Below are 14,660 nucleotides of genomic sequence, written 5' to 3' on the forward strand. Positions count from 1 at the left end.
TCGTTTTCATCTATCTTTTCAAAGGCCTTGGAACCGGCCTTCGACATGCGTTCGCGTTTCACCACCGACCCATATTTGTCCGGCACTATCCCGGCTCACATGGATCCGTCCTTGACGTCCGAGCTGGGTTCCCTGGGCCGCGATATAGTCATCCTCAACCGCGCCGGTCGCAAAAAGCCACTGCGCCAGCGAGGCTTGAGGCTCCCAGTGACGGGGTCTTCGACGATTGCGCCCAGGTGGTTGCTAAAGAAGGCGCGTACCTCGAAGGCGGCATCGGCCCCTCTCGCATGAGGGCCAACCACACCGACATCGATCCGTCCGGGCCAGTTGCGGATCGGATCGAGGGAGAGCACCTTCTCTGCCGATGCCAGTCTGAGACCCAGCCAGCCGGGCCCGTTATCGATCCAGGCAGCGTCGAGAACATCGTGAGCTTTGATCCGCAGTAGTCGCCGCACGGCGTCCAGCTCATCCGGCGTCGGCGCACCGGAGCGCAGCAATGGCGGAGCGGCGAAGGAAAACCGTCCATGATCACGTCTGATCGGAACCAGCCCTGCTCCACACTCCTGGATGACTTCCCCTTCCTTTTTCGGAATGCCACCGGCAGACAGCCAGGCATGGCAACTGCCGAGTGTGGGATGCCCGGCGAAAGGCATTTCCCTGTCGAGCGTGAATATCCTGACCCGATAGTCAGCCTCCCGATGCGTGAGCGACAGCAGGAAGGCTGTCTCGGAAAGGTTGAACCACCGAGTTAGTCGCTGCATTTCATCCGTCGTCAAGGCGTCGCCCTTGATGACGACCGCCAGCGGATTGCCAAAAAGCGGCCCGGCGCCGAAAACATCAATCATATGAATGGCAAACGTCATAGCATCACCCTTTCAATTCGGGTCAATTGTCGGGGGAAGTGGGGCGCCGATAGCTCAACTCTGCGAGGCAAGCAGCTTCAGTCCAGCAACCGCAAAAACCACCGAGAGCACGGATTCGATCCAGCGCCTCAATTTGGTGTAGAGCCCAATCATTGAGGCGGTAGAGAAGAGCACGGCATAACCGCCGAACACGATGATCCCAAGGAAGGCGCAACCGCCAACGATCGCTGGCAGCATGCCGGCAGGTGCGTCTTCACGAAACCCCAGCGACATGATCGCTATCCAGGCCATAATGGCCTTCGGGTTTCCGATGTGCATCAGTAGGCCCTGCCGATAGAGCGCTCGATAGCGCGGCGTCGAACGCACAGAATCGGCCCTTGCAAGGTCAGAGCCTGCCTTCAAGGCAGACCTTCCCGCACGAAAAGCCAGATACAGCAGGTACGCCCCGCCAAAGATTTTGATGATGAAAAGTGCCTGCGCATAGGCGGTAAGCACTGCAGACAGACCGGTCGCCGCAAGGATCGCCCAGAAGAGCGAGCCAGTAATGACGCCGGCCGCCAAAGCGAGGGCAGGCAGACGACCGTCGCTCATTGCCGTTGCCATGATTGCCATGTTGCTCGGACCCGGACTGGCGGTGGCGATGAGATAGGTGCCGTAGACGAGGGCGATCTGGCTCGCGATCATTCGGACTTCTCCGTAAAGCAAAAGGCTTGCGCGGCGTTATTGCTGGAGGTCGCCGCGGTGAACGATATGGACCTTGTTCCCATCGGGGTCACGCAGATAGGCCCCGAAGTAGCCGTGGCCGTAATGAGAACGCGGTCCCGGGGCACCTTCGTCCGTCCCACCATGCGCAAGACCCGCCGTGTATGCCACCCGCACAGCTTCCTCCGAGGGCGACAGAAAGGCAGCCATGCAGCCATTGCCCGCCGTCGCCTGCTCACCATCATAAGGGGTGTAGACATAAAAGCGCGGCAGCGGGGATTGAGCCGCCACCCAACAACGCGCCGCAGGCCCACCATCAGGCGTTATTGCCCGGCGCTTTAGGCCGAGGGGCGCAAGCACGGCGTCATAAAAGCGTCCTGCCCGATCGAGATCACGCGTTCCGACTGTTACATGGCTGAACATTTGACCCTCAATGCTCCCCGCAACAATAGCCGGGCGCTTATTGCAACTCATTTAGCGTGGTCATACCTTGTGTTACACTTGTTGTTTATGGAAATAGTGTAACGTGACACTTTTACCGAGATTACAATCGTGCTCCTGCAATCCCCCTGGGCTCCACGCCTTGCAAACATCGATGCAAATGCCGCCGATCGGCTGGTGCTTGCTCTCGCCGACGACATCATCGAGGGTCGGCTATCGGGAGGCGATCGCCTGCCTGCACATCGTGATCTCGCGTGGAAACTCAAAATAGGCCTCGGCACAGTGACGAAAGCCTATGCCGTTCTCGAACGGCGTGGCCTGACCCGCAGCGTCAAAGGTCGGGGAACATTCGTGGCGATCCGTCAGGCGCATAGTGACCGCCAGATTGACCTTTCGTCGAATGCGCCGCCAGCCTCGCTCAACGCACGTATTCTGGCCCGTACACTGACGGGGATCGCGCGGAAGATCGACGCGGATCATTTCAACCTGTACGCCCCTCCCGCCGGCCATCTGGAGCACCGACGTGTTTTGGCCCGCTGGCTCGAAACGCTAGGTCTGACGATCGATCCTACACATCTGGTGCTGACAAGCGGCGCGCGCCAGGCTCTATCATTGGCCTTCGATCTCGCCTGCGGCCGGAAAGGGTTGATCCTGAGCGAGCGGATCACATATTCCGGTGCCATCGCACTGGCCCGGCGCAAAGGGTACCAGATGCAAGGCGTCGAGATCGATGCGGAGGGGATGGTGCCCGACGCGCTCGCGGGCGCGCTCGGTAGTACTGCATCGACCGCCAGCAAGGCTGTCTATCTCACGCCGACGCTGCACAATCCGACAACCGCCACGATGGGTGCGGAGCGTAGGCAGGCCATTGCGGATATCTGCCGCCGGGCGGGCGCATGGATAATCGAAGATGGCGTTTATGCGGCATCTGACCCTACCCTGCCTCCGTTGGCGGCATTGGTTCCTGAAATCTCGTTCCATGTGAACGGGCTTTCCAAGTCGCTTGGCCCCGGATTGCAGATCGGCATGCTCGCGCTGCCGACCGGACTAAAAGACGCAGCGGAAGACCTCCTGCATGATCTGCCGATGGCCCCGTCGGCACTGTCGTGCGCGGTGGTTGAGGAATGGCTGGCAACCGGCGTCATTTCTTCGATCCAGCAGAACCTGCGCCATGAGGCTCGGCGTCGTTCCAATCTGGCCGTTTCCCTCCTCGGCACAGGCGAGCTTGTCTCCCATCCCGACGCATACAACGTCTGGCTACCGATGGAACGCCATGCCGCAGATCGCTTCGTATCCGTCGCTGCGGCGATACGCATCAAGCTGACCCCACCGGAAGCCATGATGGTGCACCCAGAAGATCGAACGAGCGGCATTCGGCTTTGCCTCGGCGGCCTGCCGTTTGAAGATCTGACCCGATCACTGGAGGTTCTGGCGGGACTGCTGAGGCCGTAGACCTGACCCAACAGAGCGCCGCTGCGGGATACGCGTCGGGCGTTCCGGTCAGTCGGCGCGCTCCGCCTTATGGCGGCATTGTTTGCGGTGCGGACGCTGGCCGCATTGAGCGAGCGGCAGTTTTCCCGGCGGGATGCTTCGGTAGCGACGGCAACCAAGCGACCCCCGAGACAGCGCGGACAAAGCCCCTCAAGCCCGCCGCTCTACCACAGTTTCGTGCTCATAAAGCTGGTCCATGGTCAAGCTGGCAACGTCGGCGAAAGGTGCCTGGCTTTTCACCTGACCGCCACCGAGGTTTCTTGGCTTCTGTGCGGCCAGGATTGCATAATGAATCCGCGCGTGGATTTAATTACAGATCCTTCTAAAATACCTATAAATCGCAGCATGAAAGATGGAGGAAATGTCACGCAAGTATCTGACACTGCGGCCTGATGGCGCGATCTCGGAAACTGGGCTGGATCCGCAAATCGCTGCGCTGCTGCCTGTACTTCCAGATGATCCCACACTTTACTTCGATCTCAGCTCACCTCATCATTCCCCTCAACCAACTGGTCACCATGCCTGCGCCGGGAGACGGCATCCTCACTGCAAATCACAGCTGCCTCGCTTGGTTCATCGATAGCGGTCCTTGGAGCAGCGCCTAGCACACGGCATGGCGCGGCCTGCCCTGGACGAAGGGCGTGAACGCGTGCAGCCGCTTCAATCCGGCAGCAGTGCCAGGTCGAGCCGTGCGAGGCTCTCCGGATCCGCGATCGCCCAAATCGCAGTGATCCTTTCGTTCTTGCAGGAGAGGCGGAGGACGATGCGCTGGCGTTCGTTGGGAGCTATGACGAGGCCAAAACCTCTATCCACAAACACCGGCAATGCACTGTGCGCGCGACCTTTGAAAGCCTCTGCCACCGCCATTGCGCCGCGGATCTCAGGAACTGAACCTTGGCGCATAGCTTCAGTGTCAGCCCGGAAAGCTACGTCCGGATCGAGCACCGCAACAAGTGCATCGAAGTCGCCGTTTTGCGCGGCGGCGAGAAAGGCTTCGACGAGACGCCGTTGCTTGGCGCGATTGGCGTTGGACGCTATGGGTGAACCCTGTACGCAGCGACGGGCTCGGCTTGCGAGCTGGCGCGTTGCCTCCGTGGAACGGCCGACAATGGGAGCAATCTCACCGTACGGTACGGCAAATACATCGTGCAGCACAAACGCCACCCGCTCAGCCGGGGTGAGCTTCTCGAGAACCACGAACAGAGCGAGGCCAACCGAATCCGCTGCGGATATGTGATCCTCCGGACTTCTGCGAGCGTCGCGTGTGCCGTTAGGATCGGCATCGATCTTGTCGAGCGGTTCCTCACGCCGCGCCTTGCGTGATCGCAGAATATCGAGGCAGATTCGAGCTGTGACCGTGGTTAGCCAACCGCCCGGGTTCGAGATGTCCCCTGCTTCCGTCTGGGACAAGCGCAGCCACGTTTCTTGCACCGCGTCCTCCGCCTCGTTCAACGAACCGAGCATACGGCAGGCCACCGCGCGCAGGTGGGCGCGATTGGTCTCGAACTGTTCGAGTGAGATCTTTTTTGCTTCCATCGGTCACATTTCCTTCGTCGGCTCCGTCATGAGCATGACGAACGAAACCTCGCGGATGTGACAGCGGTCGTTTCCGGCGGTGGCGTCGTCTCATTCAAACGCCGGTGCTCGCACGGAGCAGAGAGGTATGACTATGTTCAGCAAAATCATGTTCGCCGCCTTGTTTGTGACAGATCAAGAAAGGTCGCTCGACTTCTACACGAGCAACTTCGGCTTCGAGAAGGTGGCGGATAACGCCGGGCCGGAGGGCCGTTTCCTGGTGATGAGCTACAAAGGTCAGGGATGGCCGATCCTGCTTTGGCCCGGCACGGGAGGCCGCGCCGCTTCCGAGGAGGACAAGATGGGCGCGATCTTTGTTGAAACAGACGACCTTCGGAAAGACTTTGCCGAGCTCAAGGCGCGCGGCATCAGGTTCGTCGAGCCTGAGCCCGAGGACTACGCCTATGGCGTGCGGGTGACGGCCCTGGATCCTGATGACAACCGGATTGCTCTGCGGCAACAGAGAAGCCCACGATCGCTCGGGAAATAGCGAGCCGAACGAGACGGCGCGGCATCGGCAAGGACCTTCTTGTCGGCCGCGCCTGAGACTCGATTTGCCCCTATTGATGGGAACTAAGTCGCACTGAAGGCTCAATTACATCTCGTCGCGAGTGCCTGCCGATATCCGATGACTCCCCCCCGGAAACAGCACTCGCCGTATCTACATTCTTCGCTACGTGCGCATGTCAGTCTTCTGACGGAGTTTCTTCCCCGCGCCCCAGGCAGCTAACTGGGTGCGAGCCGTGCCCTCGCCTTCCCCGGCGGGGTTTTCTTTTGAACGGTTTTTTAGGGGGCTCATGGTGCGCCCAGAACGTACGCGCTGTTCCCTCCCCCCAACAAAAGCCATGACTTCATCGCCTTAGCAAGCGGAGGCCGTGCGTGCGCCGCGGTCGATATCACCACATTCGATGCCGAGGTCACGCAGTTCCCGGTTCGACGTGCAGCCCAACTCGGCGACCGTCTGACGATACTTGCGCCAGTTCTTGATAGAGCGTGCGATATTCATCTTGATCCCATTTCAATGGGCTTTCGAAGCGTGACTGCCAGTCCGTGGCCTGACCGCAGGCGATTTCCTGGTTTGAAAATGTTCGCGGCAAGAGATCGCTGCGGCCCCGTCCCTATAAGCTTGCGGCGCATGCTAGCCCTGCGCCGCCATTCTTCCCCGGCTTGGCAAATCCCGGGAAGTCGTCGAAGAAGCGCTTGGATCACTGTATGCGGCGATCAACATCACAATCGACGATGCGAGTTTTCGCAGGAAGTTTACCGAGCATCCCGATGCGTCGTCTCGCGTTCAGCCATCGAGCCACCTGGCGAGGCCGTCCAGCGTCTGCAATCCATACTCAACCGCGCCAAAACCGACAACCACTTGGCGACGTTCGCGGCTTGGGTGAAGCTGGCGCATGGTCAGCACGGTCTTGCCGTCGGTCTGTTCATCGAAGGTGATCGTCATATAGAAGCGCTCCGGGTCATTGGGGTCCGGGGTACCATGGTCCACCACGATCAGTTCGTTCGGCACGATCTTCAAGAAGCGCATGAGATTGGGGAAGCGCTGCTTCTTGCCTTCGAATACGCCCACCATGTCGAAGCGCCATTTCCCGCCCTCGCGGATATCGACCTCGTGGTTCTCAATGCTAAGGCCATCCGGGCCATACCACTGTGCCAGCGCGTCAGGGTCCATCCAGGCGGCGAAGACCTTGTGCCGCGGGTGCTTCAGCACCTTGACCAGCACGATCTCTCGGTCGTGCGCCCAAGTTTCAAACAGCTTTTCCATCATCGTTCTCTTCCGCCCTGTCCAAATACGTTTCCAATCGATCAAGCCGCTCGCCCCAGCGTCGGCGTTCCGCTTCCATCCAGTTTGCCGCCTCGGCGAAGCGCGCCCGCTCCAGTCGGCACCAACGGCTGCGCCCGCGCTTCTCGCTGGCGATCAATCCGCACTCCTCTAGCACCTTGAGATGCTGGGCGAAGGAGGGCAGCGCCATGTCGAAAGGCTCAGCCAGGGCCGTCACCGGCAGCTCGCCCTCGACCAACCGAGACACCACTGCGCGGCGGGTCGGATCGCTGAGGGCGTAAAAGGCGAGGTCAAGTGGTGTGGTGTGGTAGGGCATATAGCTCGGTAACGCGGCCGCGCGTGTCGGTCAAGAATAAAAAGGTACTTGCCTTAGTGTTTCTCCGCAATTATGAAGGTATCTACCTTAGTTTTTGGGAGCACTCCAGTGGCGGTTCGCGTTGATCTTCTCCTCTCGCTCGATGGTTTCGCAACAACGACGGACCAGACGCCGGAGAACCCCTTCGGCTCCGACTGGTCGCGCCTTGTCAGTGCCTATGTCGCCACAAAAACGTTCCGGGAGCGTGTGCTCAAGGACATCAGTGGCCAAGGCACCACCGGCGTGGATGATGCGTATGCCGAGGACTACTTCGCGAACATAGGCGCCGAAATCATCGGGGCCGGCATGTTCGGGCTACACAACTTTCCCGATGATCCGAGCTGGAAAGGTTGGTGGGGCGACGAGCCGCCGTTCCACTGCCCGGTCTTTGTCCTGACGCACACACCGCGGCCTTCCATCGAGATGGCTGGAGGTACCACGTTCCACTTCCTCGCTGCAGACCCGGTTGATGTACTGCAGCAGGCCGTCACTGCCGCGAACGGCAAGGATGTACGGATAGGTGGCGGGCCGACGACGGTTCGCGCCTATCTGAAGGCTGGGCTTGTGGATCGCCTGCATATCGCAATTACCCCAATCCTGCTGGGGCGGGGTATACGCCTCTGGGACGACCTACGCGGGTTGGAAGCCGGCTACACAGTCAAGTCTGAAACGGCCGAGAGCGGGACTGTCCACCTCACGTTCCACCGTGAGCCGCCAGCCCCGTGACGAGCGCCTCAATCCGCCGGGCAGCCGACATTTCCTTTGCCGCAACCGAACGACCAGAGGTCAGTGCCGATCTTCCAATGAAGAGCCCTGAACATGAGCAGCGGCCAAGAAATGAGCGTACCAGGCGACGGTCGCAAAAAGCGACCAGCGCCCGTTCGCGCGCGGCTTGGCCGGTTAAAAGTGTCGCCGCAGGAGGTTCAGCATAGCGCCGGCGACTAATCGGGAACCGGGACCGACATGGGATAATTGCGGTCGGTGCTATCCTGCCGCTGTTTTAACCCAACCCGGGAGCAGGCCATGGAACAGTTCGTCGGACTGGACGTCTCGCAGGACATCACACACGTGTGCGTCATCGGCAGCGACGGTAAGATCGTTTGGCAGGGCACCTGCCTTTCGACCCCTGAGGGCATTTCGGGTGCCGTCAAAGCCAAGGCGCCGAGCGCGATCCGAATAGGACTGGAGAGCGGACCGCTATCGACCTGGCATTGGCATGCGCTCAAAGCGGAAGGATTGCCGATCGTCTGTCTCGACGCTCGCCACGCCAAGGCGGCCTTGAACATGCAAATGAACAAGACCGACAAGAACGATGCTCATGGCCTGGCACAAATCGTCAAGGCTGGCTGGTACCGCGAAGTTGGCGTCAAGAGCCTCGACAGTCATACGGTCCGATCGATGCTGGGAGCGCGGGCCCAACTCGTCGCCATGCGCGTTGAAGTGAGCAACCAGATCAGAGGAATGCTGAAGACCTTCGGCGTTGTCCTTAGGCGACGCGACGGACTGTCGTTCGAAACACTGGTCAACGAGGCGTGCGCGCCAGATGCTGGTCGCGTAGGCCAAACCGTCCGGGCCTTGCTGACGGTCTACGGCGGCTTGAAACAGCAAATTCTCTGCCTCGACCGAGAGCTGGCGCGCTATGCCAGGGGAAGCGTGATTTGCCGGCGGCTGATGACCATTCCGGGAATTGGGCTGTTGACGGCGATCGCCTTCATCACCGCGATCGATGATCCGGTGCGGTTCGCGAAGTCAAGCAGCGTCGGTGCTTATCTGGGCCTGACGCCAAGGCGCTACCAGTCGGGCGAAGCCGACTACAACGGCAAGATCTCCAAATGCGGTGATCCGCTCGTCCGGGCCTACCTGTTCGAGGCCGCCACCACCTTGCTGACGCGCGTCGAGAGATGGTCGGCGCTCAAGGCCTGGGGTCTGCGGATCGCCAAACGCAGTGGCATGAAAAAAGCAGCCGTCGCCGTTGCCCGAAAGATGGCCGTTATCATGCACCGTGTGTGGGCAACGGGCGAAACCTTCCGGTGGTCGTCAACCGCATCGATCGACACCGCATAGGGGCGCCTCGATCGATCACCAGTTCCGTCGCCTGACGGCAGCCCTGTCCCTTGCCGGGACGAAGCAGTGGTCATCCCGCGGGGGCAGTTGCGAGCCTGTGGAAACGGGACCGCGCGACCGACATTGGGAGCCGCAGCATCCGATGCCATGATGTGGCGAGCACCCGTCTCGACCACGGAGAGAACAGTGAATCCGGCAAGAGCAGGCGGAGACAAGCAGTTGAACGTTCCACTCGAGCCTCCGGCAACCCTACGGCACTACCTGGCGGGCGCGGGTTGCCTTCGGCTGCTCCAGGAAACCGACGTTCGTTTCCTTTGCGGGCCGAAGCAGTGGTCATCCCGCGGGGCCAGTTGCCACCCGTTTGAGACGGGATCGCGCGACCGACATTGGGAGCCGCAGTATTGGATGCCATGAAGTGCAAATGCTCGCCTTGGCTACTCAGAGAAACATGTTGCGAGACAGCTAACGGAAAAGCAGTTGACCGGGACGCCGCAATTAGAGAACTACCCCCGGCAAGCCGCTCCGCTCGAATGGGGGAGCGATCGCGATTAAACGCCCATCGTCCCCTCACGTCGAGTTTTGCGCGCGAAAGATGTTCTTGGGTGGAATTCGAACGGCGGGCCGACCTCGCTATCCACGCCAACTGTAACGCGAATCTCGCTGGAACGGGCGGCCTCGGCCGCCATCGCCAACAACCGCTCTGGCTCGGCCCGCACAACCATCGCGGGACGATCGCCAATGATCACGGCATTAGCGTCGCGATGTGGATCGAAGCCCTCTCCCCGAAACTCGACGATCGTTAACACGTGAAGAGCCGGTGGCCGAAATTGTGGTCAGAGGGAGATCAGGAACGATGGCGTGGCTTGCCTCGCTCCGCTGTCACCAACTTGAATGTTCGATGATGATTCACACTGTCGCCCATAGGCTTCTGCGCATGACTCATGCGAGATGCGCGTTCGGCCGCCGATGGGGTGACCTACGCGCTTACATTTAGCCTAGTTCGAAAGAAACCGATCTTAGCTTGGACCGTTCCGCACACACCAGTCGATGGCGGAGGGGAGTGGGGGTCGAACCCACCCGGGACAGGCTCGCTGCCCCAACCGGATTTGAAGTCCGGCCGTCCCACCGGAGACGATTCCCTTCCTCAGCGCGCAAATAGGTCGCTGCGATGGGGATTTATGCGACGCATGTCTCCCCTGCGCAAGGTCAGGCCGAGCCGGTCGTAGAAATCGAGGATTTCGATGGCGACCTTGCGGCCGTTGTGCACCCGGTCGCGAAAGTCGGGCGCGGTGAACCAGCCGTCGTCCGCCTTCGCTGCCACCTCGAGCACGATGGTTGCCATCTCCTCCACGACCGCGCGGGCGAAGAAATGGTCGTGCGCGATCTCGTGGGTCTGCCCGAGCCGCTGGGCGAGTTTCATCACGCGCCTTATGTCGCGCTCCTCTGCATTGAGAAGGACTGTGAAATCGCGCACGCGCGGTGGCCGGAAGCGGCTGTCGTCGAGGAGATGCGGATGGATCCGCTGCCACAGGTCTTCGTCCGCCGGCGACAGTCGGACCTCGTGGCCCGGCAGACGCAGGAAGGCGCCGTCGAGCACGATTTGACCTGCAGCCGCTTCGTCTTTGAGGAATGCGAGGAAGCTTGTCGTCGGCAGGCGCGGTTTGAGCAGGAGCCGTAGCCGCTCGCGACCGATGCCGGCAAGCTCCGGGTTTTCTGCGTGGAAGGCTGCGAGCGTGTCGGTCAGGCTTGCCCGCAATCCGTCCACCGCTTCGCACGAGAGTGCATGGTCGCCGATGGTATTCGCCCCGGCGGCACTCAGGAGACCGGAAAGTGCGTCCTCGCCCAGGCCACGGTCGCGAAGGAAAACCGCAAGATCGATCGGCGCGAGGTCGGACAGGGCGGAAAGCGCCACCGCCGGGTCTTCGTTGCCAGAGGCGGCAAGAAAGGCCAGGCGCCCCGGGGTGCCTCGCTTTCGCGTCGGCGGGCGCAGGTCGAGAAAGCGGCCGCCGCCGATCGTCCGGCTGGCCGAGGTGTCGCGCAGGACGAAGCGGTCGGCGATGGTCGCGGCGATGGGGCGGTCGAGGACCAGCTGCACCAGGCCTTGCGTTCCGGGACCGAGCGGGCCGGCAAGGGGTACGATCCGCGCGCCGACTTCTGTCGCGTGGCTGTGCAAGCGAACGGGAAACCAGGTGCCGATCGACTTCGCCTCCGAGGCAAGCACGCGAATCTCCGCGTCGATCCGGTCCGTCGGGGCGTGCAGTGGCGGCGCGAGAACCACGTCGCCGCGCCGGATCCCGTCCTTCGTCACCCGTTCGCCGGCAAGGTTCAGAGCGCAGCGTTGGCCGGCAAGCCCCTCTGCGGCCCTGCGGTTCTGCGCATGGATGCCGCGTATGCGGGCGGTCAGCCCGGACGGGCTGACGATGATCGTATCGTCGAGCTTCGCACGGCCGCCGAGCACCATGCCGGTCACCACCGTGCCGGCGCCTGCAAGCGTGAAACTGCGATCGACGGCAAAGCGCAACAGGCCGGCATCGTTGCGGGCGGCGGTTTCTGCCTCGGCGGCCGCGAGGCCGGCGCGCAGGGCCTCGATACCCTCGCCGGTAAGGGCGGAGACGGCAAGGATCGGTGCCTTTGCCAGACCAGTGCCTGCGAGCGTTGCTTGGATTTCGGCTGTCACTTCCGCGCGCCGCTCAGGCCCGGCGAGATCCGCCTTGGTGAGCGCGACGATACCTCTGGTAATATCGAGCAGGTCGAGGATCGCGAGGTGTTCGCGCGTCTGCGGCATCATTCCATCGTCGGCGGCGACCACCAGCAACGCGAAATCGATGCCGCCGGCGCCGGCAAGCATGGTGTGGATCAGCCGTTCGTGACCCGGCACGTCGACGAAGCCGGTGACCGTACCGCCGCCGAGATCGGCATAGGCAAAACCAAGGTCGATGGTGATGCCGCGGGCTTTCTCCTCGGCAAGGCGGTCGGCATCCGTGCCGGTCAGAGCCTTCACCAGCGCCGTCTTGCCGTGGTCGATATGCCCTGCCGTTCCGACGATCATAGTGCCACCAGGGCCGCGATGAGTATCTCGTCGCTTTCCAGACAGCGCAAATCGAGGACCAGCGCGCCATCGCGGATATGGCCAACGACCGGGACCGGCAGGGCGCGAAGTCGCGCGGAAAGCCGTTGCGGTGCGTCGCCGCCGCTGCCTGTCAGCCGCAGGCCAGCACTCGGGATCGTATCGACCGGCAGGGCGCCGGAGCCGACCTGGCTCTGGCACGTGCAGGTGCCTGCCGAATAGCCGAGCGGCTTGAGCAGCGCATCGATTGCCGGAGCGAGACGCTCCGCCTGTGCGGCGATATCGGCCCGCGGCCGGGAAAGAAAGCGCAGCGTCGGCAGCCGCTCCTTCAGCCGGTCGGGATCGCGGTAGAGCTTCAGCGTCGCTTCAAGCGCGGCGATGCGGATCTTGTCGAGGCGAACGGCGCGTTTCAGCGGATTGCGGTTGATGGCGGCGATGAGATCACGGCGGCCGACGATGAGGCCCGCCTGGGGACCGCCCAGCAACTTGTCGCCCGAAAACGTGACGAGATCCGCGCCCTCGGCAACCGCTTCGGCGACGGTCGGCTCGCGCCGCAATCCGAAAGTGGAGAGATCGACGAGCGAGCCCGAGCCGAGGTCGTTCAAGAGCGGCACACCGGCCTTAGCGGCAATCTCGGCCAGCCTTGGCGCCGGCACCTCGGCGGTAAACCCCTCGATCCGATAATTGGATGTGTGGACCTTTAGGATGACGCCGGTCTCGGGCCTGATGGCTCCTTCGTAGTCACGCGGGTGGGTGCGGTTGGTGGTCCCTACCTCCACCAGCCTGGCGCCGGCGCGGGCCATGATGTCGGGCATGCGGAAGGCGCCGCCGATTTCGATCAGTTCGCCGCGCGAGACGATCGCCTCGCGGCCGTCGGCGAGCGTATTGAGCGCGATCAGCACGGCAGCGGCGTTGTTGTTGACGATGGTGGCGTCCTCGGCGCCGGTCAGTTCCCAGAGCAGACTACGCAGATGATCATCGCGCTGACCGCGTCCACCACCGTCAAGGTCGAACTCCAGCGCCAGCGGGTTGGCCATCGCGGCGCTTGCGGCGCGCACGGCTTCCTCGGCCAGGATGGCACGGCCGAGATTGGTGTGCAGCACGGTGCCCGTGAGGTTGATGAGCGGGCGAAGGGCGGAGCGGGCGGCAGCCGCCAGCTCCTCGGCAATCCGGCGCGGCAGGTCGGCTGCAAGCGTTGCCCCATCCTCGCCAGCACGGATTTTCTCCCGTGCGATCTCAAGCCCGGCGCGGACGGCGGTGACGACGGCAAGGCGGCCATGTTCTTCCGTTAGCGCCAGTCCCTCTGGCGAGGTCAGCATCTGGTCGACCGAGGGAAGCACGCGATAATCCGGCATCAATACCCCGCAAGATAGGGGTTGAAACCGCCGCGGCGAAACTCGGTGTCCTTCATCAGGATATCGAGGCCGAGGCTGCCGACGTCGTCTGCGATCGGGTCCAGGCTCGGGTTTTTCACCTGGTAGAAGATCTTGACCCAGGAATGGCATTCCCGGCAGGTCTCGGCCTTCACGGTCGCTTCCGACGTCTCGACCGAACGATAGCTGATGCCTTTGGTCGAACCGCAACAGAGGCACTTTACCCGCACCTCGTTCCATTGCGTGGCGCAGCAGGCGCAGGCGGCATAGCGCACGTTCTCGGCGCCCTGCGTGCCGACGACCGACGACGTTGCCGGCCGGCCGCCGCAGGCGGGACAGACGCCAAGGGCCACAGGGACAAGCGCTTCCGCATCGATTTTCGCGGCGAGCCGCGCCATGTGCACCTGCACCGCTGCTGCGACGAAGAGATGGGGAGCGGCGCTGTCTTCGGGAACCTGATCGGAAAGGATGTTGGCAAGCAGCCAGCGTCGGTCGCCGTCTTCGGCAGTTCGCACCGCATCGAGCGCCAGCCGGGCAGGGTCGGGCATGGAAATCTCGACAGCGCCTTCGAGGAGCGCGACAAGCGTGGCCGAAAGGCCGGGGTCATCGACAAGCGCCAGCCGGTCGATCGGTGGCATCGCAACGCGTGCCGCCTCGGCAATGCGCGCCGATGTCGGCGCTGTCACGGGCGGAAGGGTTACTGCCAAGCGCGCCTGGAGTTTGGAGAGCGCCGCAAGGAAGGTGAGATAAGGCGCAAGCGCATTGCTTTCGGCAAGAAACGCGAAGCGGCGCGCGCGCGTCTGGAACAGTTTGACCGGCTCTGGCAGGAAAGCCAGCGGCGGTGTCGGCACGCCGCCGATGAGGGAGGGATCGGGTTGTACGTCTTCAGCCATCGCATCTCCGGCAGTCCGGCAGAGACGCCGGATCTTGCAGCATTCAC

At 62.3% G+C, this 14,660-nt stretch carries 14 protein-coding genes, 1 tRNA gene and 1 pseudogene; 4 read left to right on the top strand and 12 right to left on the bottom strand.

Going from position 1 to position 14,660, the window contains the following annotated elements:
• Positions 1-18 precede the first annotated feature (18 nt).
• From AB4Z53_RS32565 to AB4Z53_RS32575, 3 genes and pseudogenes are all read right to left on the bottom strand, one after another.
• Positions 19-863, bottom strand: a pseudogene (locus AB4Z53_RS32565) (PhzF family phenazine biosynthesis protein).
• Positions 864-917: 54 nt separating this feature from the next.
• Entirely contained in the window at positions 918-1,547 is a 630-nt protein-coding gene (locus AB4Z53_RS32570) for a LysE family translocator (protein ID WP_441599436.1), read from the bottom strand.
• Positions 1,548-1,583: 36 nt separating this feature from the next.
• Entirely contained in the window at positions 1,584-1,988 is a 405-nt protein-coding gene (locus tag AB4Z53_RS32575) for a VOC family protein (protein ID WP_441599438.1), read from the bottom strand.
• Positions 1,989-2,117: 129 nt separating this feature from the next.
• Between AB4Z53_RS32575 and AB4Z53_RS32580 the strand changes: the two genes are divergently transcribed.
• Positions 2,118-3,458 (top strand): aminotransferase-like domain-containing protein, encoded by a 1,341-nt coding sequence (locus AB4Z53_RS32580; protein WP_441599440.1) that lies wholly within the window; start codon positions 2,118-2,120, stop codon positions 3,456-3,458.
• Between the two features lie 699 nt (positions 3,459-4,157).
• Here AB4Z53_RS32580 and AB4Z53_RS32585 read toward each other — a convergent pair.
• On the bottom strand, positions 4,158-5,033 hold the full coding sequence (locus AB4Z53_RS32585; RefSeq protein WP_441599442.1) for a sigma-70 family RNA polymerase sigma factor: 876 nt from the start codon (positions 5,031-5,033) through the stop codon (positions 4,158-4,160).
• 133 nt (positions 5,034-5,166) lie between these two features.
• On the opposite strand from AB4Z53_RS32585, the gene AB4Z53_RS32590 reads away from it, so the two are divergent.
• Positions 5,167-5,562, top strand: a complete 396-nt coding sequence (locus AB4Z53_RS32590) for a VOC family protein (RefSeq protein WP_441599444.1) — start codon at positions 5,167-5,169, stop codon at positions 5,560-5,562.
• Positions 5,563-5,931: 369 nt separating this feature from the next.
• Here AB4Z53_RS32590 and AB4Z53_RS32595 read toward each other — a convergent pair whose 3' ends face one another.
• The 3 genes from AB4Z53_RS32595 to AB4Z53_RS32605 all read right to left on the bottom strand — a co-directional run bounded on the left by AB4Z53_RS32595 (position 5,932) and on the right by AB4Z53_RS32605 (position 7,177).
• Positions 5,932-6,078, bottom strand: a complete 147-nt coding sequence (locus tag AB4Z53_RS32595; protein ID WP_441599446.1) for a DUF1127 domain-containing protein — start codon at positions 6,076-6,078, stop codon at positions 5,932-5,934.
• A 285-nt stretch (positions 6,079-6,363) separates the two neighbouring features.
• Entirely contained in the window at positions 6,364-6,843 is a 480-nt protein-coding gene (locus AB4Z53_RS32600; protein ID WP_441599475.1) for an SRPBCC family protein, read from the bottom strand.
• Entirely contained in the window at positions 6,827-7,177 is a 351-nt protein-coding gene (locus tag AB4Z53_RS32605) for an ArsR/SmtB family transcription factor (RefSeq protein ID WP_441599448.1), read from the bottom strand. Before AB4Z53_RS32605 ends, AB4Z53_RS32600 begins: the two co-directional genes overlap by 17 nt.
• A 108-nt stretch (positions 7,178-7,285) precedes the next feature.
• Between AB4Z53_RS32605 and AB4Z53_RS32610 the strand changes: the two genes are divergently transcribed.
• Entirely contained in the window at positions 7,286-7,942 is a 657-nt protein-coding gene (locus AB4Z53_RS32610) for a dihydrofolate reductase family protein (protein WP_441599450.1), read from the top strand.
• A 297-nt stretch (positions 7,943-8,239) separates the two neighbouring features.
• Complete coding sequence (locus tag AB4Z53_RS32615; protein ID WP_441599452.1) at positions 8,240-9,280, top strand: IS110 family transposase; 1,041 nt, start codon at positions 8,240-8,242, stop codon at positions 9,278-9,280.
• Positions 9,281-9,828: 548 nt separating this feature from the next.
• Here the strand turns inward: AB4Z53_RS32615 and AB4Z53_RS32620 are convergent.
• From AB4Z53_RS32620 to fdhE, 5 genes are all read right to left on the bottom strand, one after another.
• A complete protein-coding gene (locus AB4Z53_RS32620; RefSeq protein ID WP_441599454.1) occupies positions 9,829-10,086 on the bottom strand; it encodes a hypothetical protein in 258 nt (85 codons plus the stop codon).
• A gap of 242 nt (positions 10,087-10,328) precedes the next feature.
• A tRNA-Sec gene (locus AB4Z53_RS32625) sits at positions 10,329-10,424 on the bottom strand.
• Positions 10,425-12,329: a selenocysteine-specific translation elongation factor gene (gene selB, locus AB4Z53_RS32630; RefSeq protein ID WP_441599456.1), complete on the bottom strand. Its 1,905-nt coding sequence runs from the start codon at positions 12,327-12,329 to the stop codon at positions 10,425-10,427. It lies immediately after the preceding tRNA gene.
• Positions 12,326-13,702: an L-seryl-tRNA(Sec) selenium transferase gene (selA, locus tag AB4Z53_RS32635; protein ID WP_441599458.1), complete on the bottom strand. Its 1,377-nt coding sequence runs from the start codon at positions 13,700-13,702 to the stop codon at positions 12,326-12,328. Before selA ends, selB begins: the two co-directional genes overlap by 4 nt.
• Complete coding sequence (fdhE, locus tag AB4Z53_RS32640; protein WP_441599459.1) at positions 13,702-14,613, bottom strand: formate dehydrogenase accessory protein FdhE; 912 nt, start codon at positions 14,611-14,613, stop codon at positions 13,702-13,704. The genes selA and fdhE overlap by 1 nt, the downstream gene beginning before the upstream one ends.
• Positions 14,614-14,660: the final 47 nt, after the last annotated feature.

This window comes from Ensifer sp. 2TAB8, from assembly GCF_052115125.1.
Taxonomy (GTDB): Bacteria; Pseudomonadota; Alphaproteobacteria; order Rhizobiales; family Rhizobiaceae; genus Ensifer.

Bases quoted from the DNA above. Each gene is read 5' to 3' on its own strand.
- AB4Z53_RS32605 (WP_441599448.1), bottom strand. From the start codon at position 7,177: ATGCCCTACCACACCACACCACTTGACCTCGCCTTTTACGCCCTCAGC.
- AB4Z53_RS32600 (WP_441599475.1), bottom strand. From the start codon at position 6,843: ATGGAAAAGCTGTTTGAAACTTGGGCGCACGACCGAGAGATCGTGCTG.
- AB4Z53_RS32615 (WP_441599452.1), top strand. From the start codon at position 8,240: ATGGAACAGTTCGTCGGACTGGACGTCTCGCAGGACATCACACACGTG.
- fdhE (WP_441599459.1), bottom strand. From the start codon at position 14,613: ATGGCTGAAGACGTACAACCCGATCCCTCCCTCATCGGCGGCGTGCCG.
- AB4Z53_RS32570 (WP_441599436.1), bottom strand. From the start codon at position 1,547: ATGATCGCGAGCCAGATCGCCCTCGTCTACGGCACCTATCTCATCGCC.
- AB4Z53_RS32585 (WP_441599442.1), bottom strand. From the start codon at position 5,033: ATGGAAGCAAAAAAGATCTCACTCGAACAGTTCGAGACCAATCGCGCC.
- AB4Z53_RS32590 (WP_441599444.1), top strand. From the start codon at position 5,167: ATGTTCAGCAAAATCATGTTCGCCGCCTTGTTTGTGACAGATCAAGAA.
- AB4Z53_RS32595 (WP_441599446.1), bottom strand. From the start codon at position 6,078: ATGAATATCGCACGCTCTATCAAGAACTGGCGCAAGTATCGTCAGACG.
- selB (WP_441599456.1), bottom strand. From the start codon at position 12,329: ATGATCGTCGGAACGGCAGGGCATATCGACCACGGCAAGACGGCGCTG.
- selA (WP_441599458.1), bottom strand. From the start codon at position 13,702: ATGCCGGATTATCGCGTGCTTCCCTCGGTCGACCAGATGCTGACCTCG.
- AB4Z53_RS32575 (WP_441599438.1), bottom strand. From the start codon at position 1,988: ATGTTCAGCCATGTAACAGTCGGAACGCGTGATCTCGATCGGGCAGGA.